Source organism: Fibrobacter sp. UWB1, assembly GCF_002210325.1.
GTDB lineage: Bacteria > Fibrobacterota > Fibrobacteria > Fibrobacterales > Fibrobacteraceae > Fibrobacter.
The window spans coordinates 59,710-81,084 of the sequence record NZ_MWQL01000014.1; the positions used below are offsets into that span (position 1 = coordinate 59,710).

Genomic DNA, 21,375 nt, shown 5'->3' on the forward strand with positions numbered 1-21,375 from the left:
ATTACCTTTTGGGCACAAAAAAAGAACCCCCAAAAAGGAGATTCTATTGACACAATGTCAATGGCGGGTTAAAATCCCGATTTTCCGCGGCGTACGCCCCATAGGTAATCGTGCGTGCGGTGCACCGTATTCTTGCCGTCTACCACAATTTTGACTTCGAGACGCGCAATATAGACGCCTGTACCCACCAAACGCCCGTTTTTGGAGCGCATGTTCCAGGCCAGGAACACTTTCCCCTTGTTTTTGAGGCAGCCTTCGTCGCCGTACACTTCTTTGTCGGAACACTTGATGGAACCCGACGTTCCGCCCACATACTGGCCAAATTGGCTAAAATAATGCGTGCGGTAGTAAAGTTCGACTGCATTGTCGGCCACAACCGTCTTTTCGCCGCTGCGGTATTCTTCGAGGTTGTATTCGGTCACATCGCCCCGCTTGATCGCCTCGACCAGTTTTTCGCTCACCCCCGCCTCGGCAAGTTCGGCATCCAGTTTTCCGCTGCGAATCAATTCAAACAAGTCGCCCTGCGTTACCGTCGTAACCCCGCCTATGGTAATGGTCGTGTCGCGGCTTGCATCGATATTGGCTTCGGTCATGGCCGCAATCACGCCAAGTTCCTGTTCGCCCACAAAGTTCTTGTAGTTTTCTTCGGTAATGGAGCCGTCCAAAATACCATTGATGGTCTGTTCGCTAAATCCGTACGACGTGTCTAACAGATTCACGCGGATATCGTTGAACAACTGCGCAAGCGCTTCTTGTTCGCTAATGCTCGTAATAGTCGTGTCGTAATCGGTTTCGCTCCCTATGCGCGATTTGATAAAGGCGTCAAGAGCATCGACCGAATTTTTCGTCTGTTCCACCATGATTTTTGCGATATCGAAATCGAGAAGCGTTCCTTGCACGCCCAAGGAGTCTGCAATCTGCTGGGCAGTCTGCGTGGAACCCGTAATCAGTTTCGGTTGCGTTACAGAATTATTCTTGATGACATCGTAGGGATCTTCGCCAAGAGCGACAACACCCGGATTTTCTACGCCGAGATCCTGGTTTCCGGTAATTACGACCCACGGGTTTTCGGCATGCGGCGCATTGCCGACCATATCACGTGCGGAGCCGCGAGGCGCAAAGCGAATCATGTCCCCGGCATTCGGGAGCACCGCATCCATTTCGCTTACGGCATAAACCAGCATCATTTGCGCGCCCAAACCGCTCTGCAATACAGGCTTTTCGGGCACCTGATTCGAGCCCGAACGCACGCAGGTAAATTCAAACATTTCGGCAAAGGCCGCCCTCGATTCATCTGTAATCGCTTCGCTAAAGGTAATGTTCAAAAATCTATTCCCGTCTTTGCTTTCGGTTTTCGAAGCTGCAAGAACAATAGGGCCAACGCCATCGCTTACCGGTTCATTTTCGATGTAGAAGTTGCTTACTTCGCCTTCGTTTTTGTAGGTGAACCAATTGTTCAAAGTTCCTGTGTAAACACCGGACGCATCGCCCGTAAATTGCCTGCTGCCAAAGCCGCAAACGCTCTTGCTGCAACCTTCGCCGGTCATGTCTTCGGCCGTGATTGCGATATCGGTTTCGTTTATCACCTTGAATTTCGATGTCGGTTGGAACGATTCGCCAAAGGTAAACTGGATCGAATCAAGTCGGCTATTGCCCATGATAGAGCGCTCGAAATGCACATACAAACTATCTGCACGGCCGTCACCGTTTCTATCTACCACAATGGCGCGTTCTACACGGGGTGCAGGCGGTTCGGCAAATTTCAAGTTGCTCCACACCGAAACACCCGCTGCAGCGCCCTTGGCCGTAAGGTTCACGCCCGACACAGGGGAATTCGCATGTACGTAGAACGTGGCGCGACCGTTTTCGTCGAGAGTCACGGCATTGATTTTCTTGCCGCCCACCGTATCTAAAATATCGATATCCGGGTTCGAGAAAGAAAGGTTAATCTTGCGGTTGTAATTGTTGACCTTCGCCCATTCTTCAAAGAAGGTAATGTTCACCTGGTAAGTCGCATACGCCCAGGGGCCAATTTGGGCGGTGTCGCCCGAGACCTCTTTACCGAGAATCGTCCAGTCTTCTTTTGCAAACGCAACACTCGGCACAGAATAAGAGGGCACCGTAATTTCGACCTTCACCATTTGACTCGGGTCCGCCTTGAGCGTGATCTCTAAAAAGTAATGGCCGGGGGCAAGCGCAAAGCTAGAAACAATCGCCGCAGAGTCAATAGAGAACGTAGAATCGCTCGTAATCTTGATACCTTCGTAATGGGTGCCAATGCCCAGAATTTCGGGCCCTGCGAGATTTCCGCCCGTAAGCTTGAAGGTAGACACGCCACCGGTCGTATCGAGCTCGGTAGAATTTGCATCAAAGTTGCAAGAAAGCTTGTTCTTCTTGTTTATCTGCCAGACTTCGTAAGTGGTGCCGCCGTCACGATTGTCCGACGACAAGAAGATCGACGCATCGACCTGCAAATCGATCGAGGTTCGCATGCGGAAATTCGAAGAGCCCGTATGGCGTTCCACATAGAAAATATGGAAGTCGTAGATTTTGCCGGGAACAAGTTTGTCGCCCGTATTCTGCCCGATGGTATCGAGATCCACAGCGCCCGCCACCTGGCCATGCTGTCCGCCAATGTCTACCGCCAGGCGGTGGTCGATAAACACCCACACATCGTCGTCACCGTAAAAATCAAAATACTGCCCCGGAACGTATTCAAACGTCGCCTGGATTTTTGCGGCATAACCGAAGTTATGCTTTCCAATTTTCGTTCCCTTCAGTTGGTCGTAATAAGGGTTCGGAACCGTCTTCGCTTCGTCGAGAAATTCAAAATCGTCCAGCAGGAACATGCCGTCTGAATTGGCCTCGTTGCCTTTAGAAATCTGGTCTTTGGAAACTTCAGCAAGCCAGAATCCTTCGTCGTCCATAGACACGTAAAGGTCGCGGCAAGTCATGTTGGTATACTCGTTGCCTTCGTCGTCTTTGGCAATGACTTCGGGCAAAAACCAACTGTCGAGATGTTCCGTAATCTTGCATTTTTCGGGGAACGGATCTGCGCGCACGGGGACTCCGTTTTCGCCGAGGTTGTATTCGACCATGCCTGTCACAGCCTTGTCTTTGCCGGAACATCCGCCCGAACCAAAGTCGGCACTGACACCGTTTGCGGGGTCGCCATTTTTGCCGCTGCCGTTGCCGTCGCCTTTGGTACCGTGCAACCAGTCGTAAACGGTCACGGGAATTTTTTTGAGCGGGCAATCGCCGAGTACGCCAGGGTAGCTCGAAAACTGCGCCGGAACGTCGGTCTTGTAGCCCTGCACCCAAATGGTGTCCGAAAGCGCGGCCACGGAATCGAGCGAAATTTCGCCCGCGGTCATGGGTTCTTCGGTCACCATGCCTTCGGCACCCACGTAATTCAGGCCAACGGTCTGCTTGAAGTAGACGTTGAAATTCTTTTCGGGAGCGTCGACGGTCGCCTTGAACCAACCGCAGTAATTGTCTAGCGCAGTCATTGTCGCCACGGAATCGCCGTCCATGAACAAAACTGCATTGGTATTCGACCACGGCGTAAAGAACACCACTGTCTTTTCTGCCGAGGCAACGCCTGTACCCAAAGCGGCGGCCAAGGCCGCCATTTTGAACTTATTCGCCCAATTTACCATATATCCATCCCAGAGAACCTTTTTAATGTTCTCAAATTTTATATGGTAAATATAGCTCTATATCAGTACAATATCTTAATTTAACTAAAATTTAACAGAGAAGTAAAGGATTTTGCAGAATTTATGTTCTCAAATTCTGCAAAATGTTCTCAATTTTACCGGCCTTTTCTGAAAATCGTCGTGCCGTAGCTAAAGCCGTCGCGCTGGACCTTCAAAATGTACATGCCGTTTTGCATGTCGCCAAGGCCGATGCTGAAGCTGGACTGCCCCGCCGCAAGCGCCTGCGACTTTACCAAGCGACCGTTCATGCTGAAGATTCTGGCGGTATAGCCCTGCGAAAGAGCCGCACCGGCATCAATCTGCAACTCGTTACCCATAATACGGGCTTTCAAGTTGAGCGGATTCTTAATTTTAGCCATTACATTTGTCGTCGGTTCCGGCTTGGGCTTGTTGCGCAGCAGGCGCACACCGTAGAGGCCACCCACCATGTTGCCGGCACCCGCTTGGAACGTCACGCGGATTTCCTTTTTGCCCTTGACCATGGCATCGGGAATCGCATAGACTTCATTCACGAATTCCTTCTTGTTCCACTTGCCTTCGATGCTTTCGGTTGCAAATTTTTTGCCATCGATCATGATGTCAAAGGTACGCGAGCAGGATTCGTTGCCCCAGTAGCGAACCATCAGGCTCAAGGAATCTTCGCTATTGGTTTCGAGCACGTAGCTGATCATGCCGCCGTCGCCCGCATTGCACTTACCTGCGTCGCGGTAGAATTCACCGTTTGCCGTACCAGAGGTCGTATTTTCGGTCTTCATCTGGTGATCCACTTCGGGCTGCTGCTCGCCAGGGGCCACCTTATCAACCGTCTTTTCGTCGAGCGCCAAGGCTTCTTCCTGTTCCTTTCTTAGGCGTTCAAGAATCGAGGGGTCCGTAAGCACCATCCAATACATCATGTAGCGGGCGTCATGCACCTCGTAGAAAGGCTCCAGAATCAGGCCGCCATCTTTCTTGTTCGAGAACAGGTACGGAGCCTTAAAGTGCAGCGGTTCGCCTTTGATGGGTTCAAGCTTCGAAGGAATGTCTTCTTTTTTGCTTGCAAGCATAGGCGCCTGGTCAAGCGATTCGAGCGCACCCGAGGCAATATGGCTCCAGCGGCCGTCATCGGCCACGAGGCCGTTCAAGTTTGCGGTTCCCGTTTTTGCGCTAAGCACAATCGGGCCGTACATGAGCGCCACGTAGTCAGACACATTCGGCAGGTCTTCGGTATGCACATGCATCGGGTAAAGCACTTCGATTACATCGCCGCTCTTCCAAGATTTTCCGGCCGACACGTAACTCGAAGGGTCAGACTTTTTCACCACAGTGTCGCCGTTGACGATTACCTTGAATTCGCCTTCTTTGACCCAGTACGGGTGGCGAATCTGCATGTCGAAAGAGCCGGAGCCGGTAACGGTGAACTTGGAACTTTCACCCTTCGGGAATGCGGTCTCTTGCTTGATTTGCACGTTCTTCGCCTTCCAATTCAAGATGGATGCGGCAAAGAGGTTCACGTAAAGCTTGTCGCCGTCTTTGGTGTAAATAAACTGGTTGTACTTGGCCGGGTTTTCCATGCCCGAACCCACGCAGCACCACATGGCCGCATTCACCTTGGAATACACCCGGTAATGGCGGGGACGTGCAGGAGTGAAGTACACGTACCCGCCATGTTTTGGATGTATTGTGGATAAAATATGGTTAAAGAGCGCGCGTTCATAGAAATCCGCCTGCTTGGCGCTATGGTCCATATTGAACAGGCGTTCCGTGAGCTTGAGCATATTGTAGGTGTTGCAAGATTCCGGTCCTTCGCGTTCTTCGACAAACTTTTTATGGTTGTTGGGCGCCGGGAAATGTTCCGAAATGCTGTTACCGCCAATAGCGATACTGCGCTTGTTCACAACCGTCTGCCAAAAGAACTCGGAGCCTTTCTTGTACTTTTCATCGCCAGAGAGTTCCGCAATTCGCGCAAAACCGACGACTTTCGGCACCTGTGTATTCGCATGCACGTTCGTCAAGTTGTCATTGCCTTGCGACATCGGATTCAAAAGCCACTGGTGCGACCACTTCTTAGCCGCATTCAAATACTTCGTATCGTTCGTGAGCTTGTAGGCGTCGGCGTAAACTTCGGGCATGCCGCCGTGTTCAGTGCCGAGCATCTGCTGCATCTTGGAATCGTTGAGGCCGTTCGTAATCGTAATGCCCCAGTCGCAAAGAGCCAAGAACATCGTCTTCGCCTGTTCATAGCCTGCATAAATGTAGGCATCGCGGAGGCCCGCATAGAGCTTGTGGATATTGTACCACGGCACCCAATAGCCGTTCTGGGCGCCGGCATTTCCGCTCTTCATGCTGAGCCACATCTTTTTGCCGTTGGGCACGCCGCTAATGTAGCCCTTGAAGTTATTGTCCTTGGAATTCTGGTCCTGAATGGTTTTGAGTTCTTTCAAGACATATTCCAACCGTTCTTTAACCCGAATGTCGTCATTGTCGGCGTAATGCATCGCAAGCGCACTCAAGTAATGCCCGAGTACATGCCCGTCCAAACCAGCCCAGTTCGGGAACTTGGATGCTTTCGGCCTCATGCCCGCTTCTTCGTAGAACGGCGCCAGAAGGCGGTCCACGTCGTAACTCAGCAGGGTTTCTACATTCAAGTCTTGGCGTTCTTTTAACGGACCGTCAAGCAGTTGAACTTCGTTCAACGCGAACATATCAGGATAAAGAACGTCTTGCGAATACCCTTGAGTGACGAGACCTCCTATCACTGCAAGGGTAACGCAAGCGATTTTTCTTGTATTGATTCCAAACATCTTATACCATCCTTTTTTAAACCAATTTATCCTTTATAAAATTATATCTTGCACCAACGATTTTCATCCCTTCAAAGCCAAATACTTTTGCAGAAATTTCAATAGCCTTCGGGGCAAAAATGCGCCATTTGGGCGCAAAAAACGCGCCAAAAAAAAGCCCCGCTATCGCTAGCGGAGCCTCTTTTTCTTAGGAGTATTTTGGAGTAGCAAATTACTTGATGCGGTGACCCGTCAGGTCAAAGCGCTTGCCGTTCTTTTCGATGAACATGGCATTGCCCTTCTTGAACAGGCGCGGTGCAGAAGCGTCGCGGATCGTCGCGGTTACCGCCGGGCGGATTCCGGTCTTTTCTTCGCAGCTATCGCCTTCGCAGAACTTGATGTAGTCAATGTCCATCCAGTCGCCGGTTACGGTAAAGCGGAGAATATGTTCGCCTTCGGTCAGGCTCACCTTGGCATCAACTTCGTTGTATTCGTCGTAGTTGTCTTCGCCAGTGGTTGCCTGCGGAACAGCAATTTCTTCGGTAATGTCCTTGCCATCCATAGAGAGCTGGAAGCTCGAAGTGCTGTTAGCAGAAGCCACGGCAGCCTTCATGGTGTAAGAACCCGTCTTAGCCACCTTCACAGTGTATTCCAGCCATTCGCCAGCCTGGTTGTAGCCAACGATAATGCCGGTAGCCTTCTTGTAAAGGTCCACACCTGTACCCGGGCGGTAGTCGCTATCGCCATGGTTTTCGGTATCGTTTTCGCTGTAGGTGGTGTTGCCCTTACCCACGCCGTTAATGTCGAAGTCTTCCATTTCGATTGTACCCGGAATAGCGAGAGTTTCGCCCTTGAACGGCTTGCGCGGAACCGGCTTGAGAACCAAGCGGAGGAGCGCCGAGCCGTGTGCCGGGAGTTCGATAGAAACGTGGGAAACCGGGCCCAAGTCCTTCTTTTTCCAAGCATCGCGAACTTCTACTTCGCCTTCTACGCCAATGTCTGCAAAGTTGCATTCAACGGTCTGGGTAGAAGAATTGTTGTTCAAAAGTGCCACGGCAAGGTCACCGTTCTGCAAGGGCTTGGTCCAAACCTGCTTACCGTTCTTGTCAGAAATGCGGTGGCCCTGAACGCCCAAGGAGTCCTGGTTAATGGCAATCATGTCCTTATTCAGATAGAGTTCCTTGGTTTCGTTGCTCATCTTGCGAATGTCAGAACTGATCATGATAGGTGCGGCCATAATAGACCACATCGTCATCTGAGATCTCTGTTCTTCGTAAGTAAGGCCGTTGTTGCCCACTTCGAGCATGTCCGGGTCATTCCAGTGACCGGGCTTTGCAATCTGCCAATACTTATTGTTGGCGTCGATAATTTCGTAAACGCCGCGGTACCAGGATTTAGAAATCCAGGCGGGGCCGATATCGAAGGTGGTACGCCAAAGGTTAGCGATTTTCGGCATCCAGTCCTTGTATTCCCACATACAAATACTGAACACGATATCGCGTCCGGAATTGCGGAGAGCCTTGGACATGGCGGTATAATCTTTTTCCTGAGTGTTCGGGTCAGAATCGCAGTTATCGTACTTCCAGTAGTCTACGCCCCATTCAGCGAGCTTCTTGGCATCCTGTTCTTCGCGACCATTGGAACCGCTCTGGCTCTGCCAATTGCTATTGTAGTGGTGGCAGGTACGTTTACCGCGGTCACCGTAAAGACCGAACTTGAGTCCCTTTGCATGCACGTAATCGGCCAAGGCCTTCATGCCGCTGGGGAATGTGCTCGGGTTGTTCTGGAGGTTGCCTTGCGCATCGCGCTTGGTATCCATCCAGTTATCATCCAGGTTCAGGTAAATGTAGCCTGCATCCTTCAAACCAGAAGAAACCATCGCATCGGCAACTTCCTTAATCTGTTTTTCGTTAATGTTTTCGTGGAACACGTTCCAGCTGTTCCAACCGAGTGGCGGCGTAAGCACCAAGCTATCGGGGTGAGCAAAGCTCATCGCCGTCAGCGAGAGTGTTGTCGCCAACGTGACCTTTGTTAATGCAACCTTCATCTTCATGACTCCTTTTGACCAATGTCACTTGGTCACTTTGATTTGACGAGTACCCCCATTACCCGACTTTATCAGATAAACGCCGCCGCGCTTCACCATCATGCGAAGCTTACCTCTCACTTCGTCATGACTCTTCGCAGCGATCTTTCCAATAAACGTTCCGTTCATATCGAACACAGCATAATTTTCGACACCATTCACCTGCATGCGAACCGTCTGCAAATTTGTAATCGGATCGGTAGCCGGAGCTTCAGTCTTTGAAATCTTCACGTTATCGAGCGTCAAGGTTCCCGTGGCTGCGCCCGCGTTAAAGCTCAAGCGGCTATTGGTATCGGTAGCAGCTGTCATCTGGAACTTGAACGAATAAGTTTTTGCATCGGTTCCGATATCGAAATTCTGCTTTTCTGCCAAGTAAGAAGCCCACGGATCCGTATGCTGTTCCACGTTCACTTCGAGCTTGCGAGCCGCACCGGCACTGGCTTCAAAGCTGATTTCGTACCACTGGTTCTTTTCCAAATGCAAGTCATGCTGAATCAGCTGCACCTGGTAATTTTCGGTACCCACGGCAGAAATATCGAGCTTGTACTTGCCATCTTTTGCAGCTCCGGTAGCAGCGGCATCGCCATGCAACTGCAAGTCCCAAGCCACGGCGCTAGAATCAAAGCCACCGTTAAAGATGCTGTCGCGGTTAGTGGGCACCACAATCGCCGGCGCAATGCTGGAACCGTCGAGGGAATAGTTCTTCACGAAATTCCAGATTTCAACGCTGGTATTCACGCTGGCGGCTTCGTCCATGGAATACCAGTGACCCTTGCCATCAATCGTAAGCAGGCGAACTTCGACGCCATCGTTACAGCCGCTCCAGATTTCAAGGGAGGCTGCAGAGCCCGGCTTTGTAGACGGATACGGCTTGATCTTCTGGGAGCTAGAAGAGCACTTCTGCGCAGAGACCCAGCTCTTGACCGTATTCACGGTGCTGTTGTAATTCACCACGTCATCGGAGGTGCCGTGCGTATGCATAATCGGCATGGCACGCTTGGGAGAATTCACGCCACCGCCGCCCGAAACGGGAGCAATGGCCGCAATCTGGTCGCCCAGCTTGTTTGCCACATGGTAGCTCATCATGCCACCCATCGAGAATCCCGAAACGTATACGCGCTTCTTGTCAATGCCGTACTTGTTGTTCATCTCGTTAATGATGGCCTTGATAAAATTCAAGTCTTTGTCGCCAGAAATATCCCAGGCTCTGCCTTCGCCATTGGGGAACACCACCACAAAGCGGCCCGTATCAGCGATACTTTCCCACTTGGCGGCGTTTTTCTGGTAAGCGGCATCCTGATTGTAACCATGCATCTGGATAATCAGCGGGCGGTTCTTTTCGATACCCGACGGAGCATACACTAGCATGTTACGGTTTGCACCGTTCACATTCAAGTTGTCCGCAATCGCACTACTTGCAAATAGAGCGACGCTTGCTAAGGCAAGCACCACCTTGCCCTTGAAACCAAAACATCTCATCACTCAACTCCTTATTGTTTTTCTTACTTCGTTACCGTAAAGCGACGAACCATCCCATTCTTCGCTCTAATCAGGTAAACACCCTTTTCCGAAACCATGGCGCGGACCTTGTTCTGGGCTTCGCTTGCGCTTGTGGCAAACACAGTGCCCACAAAGTTACCGTTCAAGCCGTACACGCGATAAACTTGTTCAGCCTGCACATCGTAGCGCACCTTATTTGCGATACCCGTCGGATCAATCGGTTCCGGGTCCGTAGCGTTTGCGCCCTTCACGAATGTGAAGTAGTCAATATCGAGCCAGGCGCCAGTAACCGTAAAGCGGAGCACATGTTCGCCAGCAGGGAGCGTTACATTGGCCTTTACCTTGTTGTAATCGTCGTAATTCTCTTCGCCGGAGCTTGCTGCCGGCACCGCGATTTCTTCGGTAATTTCCTTGCCATCCAAGGAGAGCTTGAAGCTCGAGGTAGAGCCAGCCGCAGCAACAGCCGCGAACATGGTGTAATCACCTGCATCCTTTACGTTCACGGTGTATTCGAGCCAGTCGCCTTCGCTGTTGTAGCCCACAATGACGCCGGTCGCCTTCTTGTAAAGGTCAACGCCCGTGCCCTTGCGGTAATCGCTATCGCCGTGGTTTTCGGAATCGGCGTCATAGTAAGAGGTGCCATCTTTACCCTTGCCCGGAACGTCGAAGTTTTCTGCTTCGATCTTGCCCGGGAGCGCAACGGCAGGACAATTTTCACCAGCGGCGCAGAACGGAGTCTGAGGAACCGGTTCAGAACCGGCACCATCGAGGTAAATTTCATCGTTCACGTCGGTACCGACCTTGAACCAGTCAAAGTCCGCATAGCCGCCGGCCTGCTTGGTAGCCATGTTAAAGAGGCCCCAACGCACGCCCACGAACATGTGCAGGTCGTAACTGAGTTTCACGTCACTACCGATCTTTGTCCAAGTATTGCCATCGGTACTGTAGTAGAAGTAGGCGGTGCCGCGATCAATGGGCAAGTCAAAGTCAATTCGCAGATAAACCTTGGAACCCGAAATAGCCTTGCTTGCAGCCTGCGTTTCGCCGTTCTTGTTTCCGGTGTACATCACCACCTTGTAGCTACCGCCATCTTTAGCGAGCGCCACAAAGCCCTTGTCGTCCTGCAGGGCAACGAGGCCAGCCATATCGCCATCCTTCATGCCGGTGCCATCCACAAGCGTACGGCCAGAGCACTTGGGGCCAAAAGAGCGCTGGGTCAAGGTGTTCTTCGCATTCACCACTCGACTATCAGTGCGGCTCGTAGTAATGCGGTAGAAGCCCGGATTTGCAGACAAGCTCCAGTTCTTGTTATCGGGGTTATGGTTGAACTGCCATTCGAGAGCAAGTTCGCTAGATTCAAAGTCATCAGAAGTCACCATGCCGTAGCCCGGCAGCGGAGATTCCGGCAAGTCAATTGTAGAGGGGGCCTTGGAGCCGCTCGTGGGCACGGGCCAGCCGTCTTTCCATTCCATCGGAACCAAGTGCGACATACGGCCGACCGGGCCAGAATCGCGGAACAAAAGGGCGTACCACTTGCCTTCGGGCGTATCAAAGATGCCGCCCTGCGCAACACCGTTATCAGCCAAAAACACTCTGCCGGTATAGCCCGAAAGCAGGCTCTTGGAGCGGTAAACCACTTCGGTACGGCAAGAACCATTCGGCCAAGAAATCGTGAACAGGTAGTATTCACCGTTCACCTTTTCCATGTGCGAGCCTTCCTGCTGTACAATATAGCCGCTCTTGCCGGTAGCCTGGTTCACGCTCACGCCGCCAAGCTTACCGCTCTTGCCGCCGGCCTTCACGCCGCTGGCATCGTCGTTCAACTGCACGTAGCTAATCTGGTCGCCGCTGCCGTAGAACACCCACACGGTGCCGTCGTCATCGAAGAACAAAGAGGGGTCATGGTAGAACGGAAGCTGCACTTCGCTCCACTGGCCGCTTTCCACGTCGGCGGTTTTGTACAAATGAGTTTTACCCGTCGTGTAAGACGGAGTCAGCACGTAGAAAAATCCCTTGTGGTACCGAATGCTCGACGCCCAAGAACCCTTACCGTAAGCGTCCTTGCCGCCATTCAAGTTCTGCTGGTCATTGTTGGTAAGAGTCTGGTAAGCATACCCCACCGTGCGCCACTGGGCCAAATCCGTGCTCTTGAAAACGGGCACGCCCGGGGCAAAATGCATGGTCGTCGTGACCATGTAATAGGCGTCGTCAACACGGACAATCGAGGGGTCCGGGCTGTCGACATACATAATCGGATTGTTGACTGTTACAGCGTAAACTGCACAAGAACTAGCGAGGGCAATGCCCAAACTTTTAAACCATCCCATGTTAGTACTCCTTTTGTGGGCGCACCACCGCCCATGCAAATTTCTTCATCATAAAATTACCCTAAAAAAACCAAAAAAAACCTATTCACACCCCATAATCCTTTGACAAATTGTCAATCCCCCCACCCTAAAAAAACAAAAACCCCTGATTTTGCAATCAGGGGTAATTCAAAAGAGAGAGAGTTTAAGTCCTAACCGTAAAGGAATCCGAGCACGACCGCGACTACCGAGAAGAACGCAATCTGCTTGACAATTGTAATTTCATTACTTTTCATAGGTCACCACCTTTTGCTTAATGCCCATCTTGCCGGCAGAGCGAACCAAATACACTCCCCGACGGATACCCTTGACACCTTCCTTGATCATGCGGACTGCAGCATCCATGCCAGAGGCCTTGAAGCTTGCCACATGCTTGCCCTGCATATCGAACAGGTTAAAATTGCTTTCGGCTTCGGTCATGCTCAGGCGAATCGCATCAATCCCGCTCGGAGGCTCGTCACTCTGGACTGCCTTGAATTCAATATTGTCGATATCGATCCAGTCGCCTACGATTTCGAGTTTCAGCTCGTGCTCGCCCGCCTTCAGGCTAGCCTTGCCGCCGCTCACCGTCGTAAAGCTGGTAAAGCCCTTGCCTTCGCTCACGATCTTTTCTCCGATGCGGGTATCGTCCATATACAGCTCGAAGCCGCCCGTCGTATTGTCGCTAGCCACAAGCGCAGAAATTTCGTATTCGCCATCGGCTTCCACCTTCACGGTGTACTTGAGCCATTCGCCCTTCTGGCAGTGGCCAACGACCAGGCCCATGTTCGGCTGGTAAATGTCCACGTCGTTCTTGCGGAACTTGCCGCCTTCGTTGCCCTTGCTCAAATCGTAGTAGCCCTTGTCGGCACCACCCTTGTTGTATTCTTCGACTTCAATGGTACCCGGAATCTTTGCCGGCGCTTCGCCATACGGGCCATATTCCTCAGGCGGTTCGTCCGGAACGGTTGACTGACTCGGGTCAACCAAGTTCACCTCCGGAGCATCCGGGTCAATCGTCTTGTCGATCAACTTGAGCATTTCGGAACAGTAACGCTTGCCGAGTTCAATCACGCCTTCACGGCCAAAGTGGTAGGGGTCCTTGCCGTTACCCTTCAGCCCCTGGGAAGATGCCAGACCGAACTTCTTGAACTTGCTCTTCAGCTGGGCAATACCGCCGTTCTTGGAGCTGCAGCAGCTGCCCTGGCCGGAGTTACCCGTGGGGTCGTTCATCATTTCGCCGGCAACAAACGGGACTTCGTTTTCGTCCAGTTCAAGAGCGTTTACAATGTCCTTGTAGGTCTTGTATACATTGTTCTGCCATTCGGTGCCAGATCCATCGGTTTCGCCCTGGTGGAAAATAAAGCCCTTGATGACGCCCACTTCCTTAGCCTTCTTGCCCAGGTCCACAATTCTCTGGTAAGGGTTGGAATCGTAGTCTTTCGCCCAGTTCTGGATATAACTTGCCGCAGAACTGAAGTAGGCCCGGTACTGGTCCTTGTCGAAAGCCTTGATGCTCACCGCACCGATAGCCACCGGGATAATACCCACGGTAACGCCCGGCAGGGAATCGACCATGGCGCGGCCGAAGTAGTCTGCCGGAGAAAGGTTTTCAAAGGGGTGGAACATCGGCGGGATTGCGGGGTACCATTCGCCCGTCTTGATCGACTGAGTCGTCTTGCCGCTACGCTGGCTTGCGTTGGCGTTGTGCGAAGCGAGCATAAGGAAATTCTTGGGATTCGTGGCCTGGTCCACGGAAGGCACGATTTCGCCGTTACCCGCCATGTTCGACTGACCGTAAGCGATATAAATATGGAAATTGGGGTTCGGCGCCGCATTAGCAAGCGACGCAAGCATCATGAGCCCGCCAACAAGCCACAGGGCCGGGGTTAAAAATTCAGAGACTTTTTTAAGGTCCATAACACACTCCTTTGCAATACCCTAAAATTATCCTCAAAAAACGCCGATTTCACGCGAAAAACGCCAAGATTTATGGATAAATAGTCAACAAAAGGTAATGAAAAATAAACAAGAAACCCGCCTAAAAAGGCGGGTTTCTGCATTCAAATCTTAAAACCGTCCAAAAAGCCTATTTCGCCACCTGAATGAGCTTGGTGCGGCCATTCATGGACTTGGCCAGGTAGGCGCCACCGCGCTTCACGAGGCTAGCCGCATTGGCACGGAGTTCCGGCATGCCCGTTGCAGAAACCACACCGAGATAGCTTCCGTTCATATCGAAAATGCGGTAGCTTTCGGTTTCGGTCGGCATGTTCAGGCGAGCGTCGGCGATACCCGTATTGCAGTCTTCGCAGGGCTTTTCGAACTTGAGGTAATCGATATCGAACCAGGAGGTCGTCACTTCGAGGCGCAGAATATGTTCGCCAGCCGGGAGCGTCACCTTGGCCGTGACATCCTTAAATTCATCCCAGCTGGAACCAGAAACCGGAACCTCGGCAAGGGACTTGCCATCGATCGAAAGCGTAAAGCCCGGATCCGAATTGGCCGTCGCGACAGAAGCGGTCATGGTGTATTCGCCGGCTTCCTTCACGTTCACGGTATATTCGAGCCATTCGCCAGCCTGGTTATGGCCCACCACGACAGCGCCAGAGGATTTCTTGTAAATATCGACGCCCGTATCTTCACGAACCTTGGAGCATTCGGCAGTCTTGCCTTCGTCGGTGCAGGCATGGTTTTCGGAATCGGAGTCGTAATAGGTCTTGTTTTCCTTGCCGGTACCCGGAACGTCAAAGTTTTCGGCTTCGATCTTGCCCGGGAGTTCCACAGCCTTGCCACCGAACGGTTCACGCGGTACTGGTTCTGCAGGCGTTCCCACGCCCACGAGCGTCACGATGCAGTCCTTGAATTCCGAGCTGCCCGCATCCAGGGTGACAGTCACAGAGCCGTTCTTCACTTCGACTTCACCTTCATACTTGGCATTCTTCGCCTGGCTCGTGGTGTACACGTGGAATGTTTCCACATCGGCACCCTTCACGTTAACCGTTACGGTCTTGGAATTCTTGTAATCGCGGTTCACGAGCACCACAATCACGGAGTCGCCTTCGGAACTCTTGTAAGCACTGGCAAAAACTTCCTTCTCGGGATTTGCCGTAGCACCCACGCGCACGGCACCCGGGCGGATGAATCGGGCGAACTGGCTCATCACGTAACCGCGCTTAGAAATCTTGCCGATTTCGTTGCTCGGAATCTGGAGCTTGTTGCCAAAGTCCTTTTCCATGATCAGGCCATAGCAACGACGGATGTACCACCAGGTGTACTGATTGAAATTGCCCACGACCATGGCGCGGTGGATTTCGTAAGCCACATCCATGGCGTTCACGGTATCGCGCTTGTTGGCGTTTGCCTGGTCGCCCGTATTCATAATCGTGCGCCAGTAGTTACCGCTGCCCTGGCTTTCGGTGTAGTGTTCCGTCATCCAGCGTTCCACGCCCTTCTGGTCAGCCAAAGAATACTGGAAGAAGTTGTCCCCGGTCCTTCTGTCGCTGGCGTAGAAGTGCGCACCGAGAATGTCCCAGTTCTTGAGGGCATTGGCATCGTTCAAGACCTTGTTGTAAAGATTCTTGTCGTAGCGGAACGATTCCGTCGAAATCACCTTCACACCGTTCTTGCGCATTTTATCGGCATAGCCCTTGGTGAAGTTGTAGATTTCGTCAGCGCTCCAGCAAGCCCATTCATGGCACCAGTCCGGTTCGTTACTGATGGAGATGGCGTACAGGGGAACGCCCTGATTCTTCATGTAATCGTTAAAGCTGTTCAGGTGGTCCACGTATTTCTGGTAGTTCGAAGAAGACATGTGCTGGTTCGCACCCGCATACGGAGAAGTCCACGGCGTCGCATACAGAATAAAGTCGTCGCCGGCGTACTTTTTGGCATACTTTGCGGCTTGAACTTCCTTGTTAAAATCACTGGAATTTGCATACACCGGAATACGCAGCGTATTCAGGCCAAGTGTTCCATCGCCCGTACCAAAGGCAATTTTCGCATCGGCTTCAGAAAGGCCGCCACCGCCCTGCCACTGGTTATGCACCATACCGCCAAAACCGCGAATGACCTGGTGTTCTTCCGTTACGTCGACATTGACCGTCGAGGCCATTGCCGAACTCCAAAGGCCAACCACTCCAAAGGCTAGGCCCACACTCTTTGCAATTTTTTGGATTGTCATCTTATACTCCTTTTTAACACAACTCCCGATATTAAAATACATTCTCGTAATTTCAAAATCAAGCGTTTTTTTCCGGAAGGAAGGGCACCCCCATTCGGGGGTGTCCTCCTGGTTGGATGTGTTTATGGGAAACTATTTGGTAGTACGCACCTTTGCAATCATGCCGTTTGCGCGATTACGAATCAGGCATATTCCCTGAGCCTTTTCGCTACCCTTAACAGAACCTTTCTGCCACATCTTGGCAGCTTCAGTCATATTGCGAGCCGTAAAGCTTGCCACCTTCTTGCCCGTCAAATCGAACACGTCAAAGCTTGCGGTAGAAGCGCTTGCAAGTTTCACGCCCTTGATTGCCGTCGTACCTTCGAGCGGGTCGGAATCAGCGGCATCCTTGCCAGCAACAAAGTTGATGTAATCGATATCCATCCAGTCGCCGGTGACGGTAAAGCGGAGGATATGTTCGCCCGCCGGGAGCGTTACGTTCGCCTTGACCTTGTTGTAGTCATCAAAGTTTTCTTCGCCGTCGTTCTTAGGCACAGCAATTTCTTCGGTGATGTTCTTGTCGTCAATCGAAAGCTGGAATCCGGAGGTCGCATTGGCAGACGCCACGGCGGCATACATGGTGTAGTCACCAGCTTCCTTCACGTTCACGGTGTATTCGAGCCATTCGCCGGCCTGGTTGTAACCCACGACATAGCCAGTCGCCTTCTTGTAGATGTCGACACCGGTGCCTTCGCGATAGCTCTTGCCGCCATTGCTTTCGGCGCCATGGTCGTCGGAATCGTTGTCGCTATAGGAATCGACTCCAGCGCCGCGGCCTGTACCCGGTTCGTCAAAGTTTTCCATTTCGATCTTGCCCGGAATTTCCCAAGCCTTGCCGCCAAAGGGTTTCTGCGGTTCCGGCGGCGTCGTGCCGCTGCCTTCGAAGCCCCAAGCCTTCACGTACATAGTCGAATCTTGATTGCCCTTGAACACGAGGAACAGCTGGTTCACAATGCCCTTGAGGCCAGAAACTTCGCACTTGTTTTCGGCATAAGTGTTCTTGCTGCCGGTATTCTTCAAGGTACAAGTGCCTGCGAGCGTTCCCGATGCAGAACCCGTGCGGATTTCAATCTTGTTGCCGTCGGCAGCACTCGAAGCCTCGACCGTAAAGCCCGTTGCCGCAGTACCGAAATCCACGCCAGAAACGCGAATCCAGGATTCCTTGCTCGAAAGCGGAATCAGCACATGTTCAGCCCTCTTGCCCACGACAAAGTTGGAGCGGCTGCGAATGCCCTTCTGCTTGGAGCTCGTGAGAGCCGGATACCAGTCGTACGGATCGAAGTTTTCAATCTGCTTCGGGCCTTCGTTGGTGCAAACCACCTGCTTAATCGTACCGTCGGCGTTGTAGAACATTTCGTCTACGGAAACGCTACGGTGGTAGCCTTCGTTCGGTTTCGGCTGACCATCATCTGCCGGAATAATTTCCAGGCCGTTGTGGCCCTTCGCGATACGGCGGTCATGGTAAACCACGTAGGAGTGGCCCTTGAATTCGGCAATACCATGGTGGTTGTTGTTGCCGTTAATGCTACGACCATTCATGCTCGGGTCGCCGAGAATCGTGCCCTTCCAGGTGTACGGGCCCATCACGTTGTTGGACATGCCGTAGTCAATGGTAGGCGCACCCTGCTGCCAGCCAGTACTGTAAGAGAAGTAGTAAGTACCCTTGTGTTTGTGGATGTAAGACGCTTCGAGCATCTTGCGGGTCGGCAGGTTGTTCACCTTCACGTGGCTGCCGTTACCCACCGGAGCATTCTTCGCGTCGTTCAACTTGACGATATCGAAGTTATCGGTATTCGGGCGGCTGTTGCTTTCGCCACCACCCCACGTCACGTAGGTCGTACCGTCGTCATCGATAAAGATACCCGGGTCAAAGCACCACGAAACGCCATCGCAGCCAATAATGCCGCGGCCACCGACCAGCTTGTCCTTGCCGTTACCCACGGCGTTTGTCCACGGGCCGTCGATTGCAGGCGCCTTGATGTAGCCAATGCCGCCGCCACCGCCATCGGGGAACACGATGTAGAACGTGCCGTTATGCACCGCAATACCGGATGCCCAAATGTCGTTAATGCCGTTCACCTTGCGGGCATCGTAAATAATGCCGTAGTCAGTCCAGTTCTGCATATCCTTACTGCGGAATGCATAGAGGGCGTAAATCTTGTAACCGTTAGAATTGTACGGAGCCGGGTCATCGGAGTCCGTGATGATATAGAAGTACTCATCGTCAGCGGCAGCACCCGGGTCTGCCAGGTAATGGTAAGTAGAAATCGGGTTGTCGGCAAGGCCGAAAGCCGCCAAGCCCATGACCAAACACGCGGCCTTCTTCAGGCCTTTCACATTCCAAACATCCATAAAGGACTCCTCTGAAGGTAAAACACCACACCTTCCATCTTTAAAACTATCTTCATAAGCACAAAAAAAGTGCCCCGGAGGACACTTTTCTTTGACTTTTTGTCAACGGTTTTGTTTATAAATTTTTACTTCGCAGTGCGGATTTTGGAGACCATTCCGGTGGTACGGTTGCGGATCAGGTTCACGCCGCGGGCCTTTTCAGAACCCTTCACGGAACCGTCACGCCACATCTTAGTGGCTTCAACCATGTTGCGGGCCGTAAAGCTTGCGAGCTTCTTGCCGCTCAGGTCGAACACGTCGTACTGGGCAACCTTGGAGGCGTTCAGCTTGACATCCTGATGGATACCCGTGGTCACTTCGCCAATCGAGAACCAGTCCACATTCACGTTGTCGCCGGTAATCACCAGTCGGACAATGTGTTCGCCCTTGGTCAGGGTCGCCTTGCCGGCATCGAATTCTTCGTAGACGCTCCAGTCTTCGCCAGTCTGCGAAACCTTCACGGTATCGCCCACAGCCTTACCATCGACAAGCAGGCAGAAGCTTGCGCCGTTTTCCATACCGGTAGAAGCCGATGCCTTCAAAGCGTATTCGCCATCTTCTGGAACCACGATCGAGTATTCCAGCCATTCACCAGCAGCGGTGTAACCAATAGCCTTGCCGGTACCACCGAGCACGATATCGACTCCCAAGTCGGTACGGAATTCGGCATCGCCCTGGTTTTCGGACTCGTTGTCGCTATAGGATTGCGCTTCTTCACCGCGGCCCGTGCCCGGAACGTCATAGTTTTCGGCTTCGATCTTGGCCGGAATCGTCACGGCCTTGTCGCCATAAGGAGTCTGCGGAGTCGGCGGAGTAGAGCCGCTTCCTTCGAAGCCCCAAGCCTTGATTGCCATGGTCGAATCCTGCGAGCCCTTGAACACGAGGAACAAGGATTCCACGATACCCTTCAGGCCTTCCACTTCGCACTTGGTTTCAGCAAAGGTAGACTTGTTGCCGGTATTCTTGAGCGTACAGGTACCCGCAAGCGTACCCGTTGCAGAACCGGTATGGATTTCAATCTTGTTGCCGTCGGCAGTGCTTGCTGCCTGCACGGTAAAGCCAGTGGCTGCCGTACCGAAGTCAACACCCGACACGCGAATCCAGGATTCCTTCGTGGAAAGCGGGAGCAACAGGTGCTCAGCGACCTTGCCCGGGCTCCAGTTGGAACGGCTACGGATGCCCTTCTGCTTGGAGCTCGTGAGAGCCGGGTACCAGTCGTACGGATCAAAGTTCTCAATCTGCTTCGGGCCTTCCTTCGTGAAGGTCAGTTCCTTCATGGTGCCATCGCCATTGTAATAGAATTCATCGACACTCACGCTGCGGTGGAATGCCGGTACCGGATTCGCCTTGCCGTCATCGGCAGGAATCTTTTCCAGGCCGTCGTAACCGTTTGCAATGCGGCGGTCATGGTATGCCACATACCAATGGCCCTTGAATTCGGCAATGCCATGGTGGTTGTTGTTGTTCGCATTGATGTTCTGGCCGTTGATGTTCGGGTTGCCCATGAAAATGCCCTTGTATTCATAAGGGCCCATGGGGTTCTTGGACATACCGTAGGCAATGCGCAAATCGGCCGTGCTATAAGAGAGATAATAGTTGCCCTTGTACTTATGGATGTAAGAAGCTTCCATCGCCTTCGGGCCACCAATCTTCAGGTGAGTCTTGGTGCTCACATCGAAGCCCTTCATGTCCTTGTTGAGCTTGTAGATGTTGAAAATGTCGTTGTTGTTGTTATTTGCCGGGCGGCTATCGCTGCTGCCGCCACCAAACGTGAAGTAGCCCGTACCGTCGTCATCGAAGAAGATTGCCGGGTCAAAGCACCAGCCGATGCCGTCGCAGTCCGAAATACCGCCACCCCAGTTGTTGATGAGCTTCTTGTTGCCCGAAACAGGGTTCGTCCAGGGGCCGGCAATGCTGTCGGCGCCGATGAGGCCAATGCCGCCACCACCGCCATCGGGGAACACGATGTAAAGCCTGTGATCGTTGGGGTTCACTGCAATGCCGGATGCCCAGATATCGCCGATACCGTCAACCTTGCGGGCATCGTAGATAATGCCGAAGTCGGTCCAGTTCTTCATGTCCTTGGTGCGGAAACCGTAGAGGGCCTTGATGTTGTAGCCGTTGGCATTGGCTGCCGCCGGGTCGTCAGAGTCGGTAATGACGTAGAAGTAGGTGTCATCGGCAGCGGCACCCGGGTCTGCCAAGTAGTGATAACTCGAAATCGGGTTGTCGGCCAAGCCAAAAGCGGCAAGCCCGGCAACTAAGCACGCAGCCTTTTTCAGGCTCGTCAATTCCCATACTTTTCTGTAATCCATGAAGACTCCTTCGAAGGCATAAACACAACCAAACCTTCTAT

General features: G+C 52.4%; 9 protein-coding genes. All 9 read right to left on the reverse strand.

Annotated features, from left to right (window positions below; translation table 11 throughout):
• Positions 1-68: 68 nt before the first annotated feature.
• Complete coding sequence (locus tag B7988_RS11075; protein ID WP_249268969.1) at positions 69-3,659, reverse strand: fibro-slime domain-containing protein; 3,591 nt, start codon at positions 3,657-3,659, stop codon at positions 69-71.
• Between the two features lie 155 nt (positions 3,660-3,814).
• Complete coding sequence (locus B7988_RS11080) at positions 3,815-6,499, reverse strand: beta-L-arabinofuranosidase domain-containing protein (protein WP_088657957.1); 2,685 nt, start codon at positions 6,497-6,499, stop codon at positions 3,815-3,817.
• A gap of 211 nt (positions 6,500-6,710) precedes the next feature.
• A complete protein-coding gene (locus tag B7988_RS11085) occupies positions 6,711-8,531 on the reverse strand; it encodes a carbohydrate-binding protein (protein WP_349291497.1) in 1,821 nt (606 codons plus the stop codon).
• Positions 8,532-8,549: 18 nt separating this feature from the next.
• Complete coding sequence (locus B7988_RS11090; protein ID WP_088657958.1) at positions 8,550-10,043, reverse strand: carbohydrate binding domain-containing protein; 1,494 nt, start codon at positions 10,041-10,043, stop codon at positions 8,550-8,552.
• A gap of 23 nt (positions 10,044-10,066) precedes the next feature.
• On the reverse strand, positions 10,067-12,391 hold the full coding sequence (locus tag B7988_RS11095; protein ID WP_088657959.1) for a family 43 glycosylhydrolase: 2,325 nt from the start codon (positions 12,389-12,391) through the stop codon (positions 10,067-10,069).
• A gap of 264 nt (positions 12,392-12,655) precedes the next feature.
• Positions 12,656-14,329: a sialate O-acetylesterase gene (locus B7988_RS11100; protein WP_088657960.1), complete on the reverse strand. Its 1,674-nt coding sequence runs from the start codon at positions 14,327-14,329 to the stop codon at positions 12,656-12,658.
• A 169-nt stretch (positions 14,330-14,498) separates the two neighbouring features.
• Positions 14,499-16,589, reverse strand: coding sequence for a carbohydrate-binding protein (locus B7988_RS11105; protein WP_088657961.1), 2,091 nt, complete (start codon positions 16,587-16,589; stop codon positions 14,499-14,501).
• A gap of 132 nt (positions 16,590-16,721) precedes the next feature.
• A complete protein-coding gene (locus B7988_RS11110) occupies positions 16,722-18,932 on the reverse strand; it encodes a carbohydrate-binding protein (RefSeq protein WP_088657979.1) in 2,211 nt (736 codons plus the stop codon).
• 173 nt (positions 18,933-19,105) lie between these two features.
• The gene (locus B7988_RS11115; protein WP_088657962.1) at positions 19,106-21,334 is read right to left on the reverse strand and encodes a carbohydrate-binding protein; all 2,229 of its coding nucleotides are present in this window, start codon (positions 21,332-21,334) and stop codon (positions 19,106-19,108) included.
• Positions 21,335-21,375: the final 41 nt, after the last annotated feature.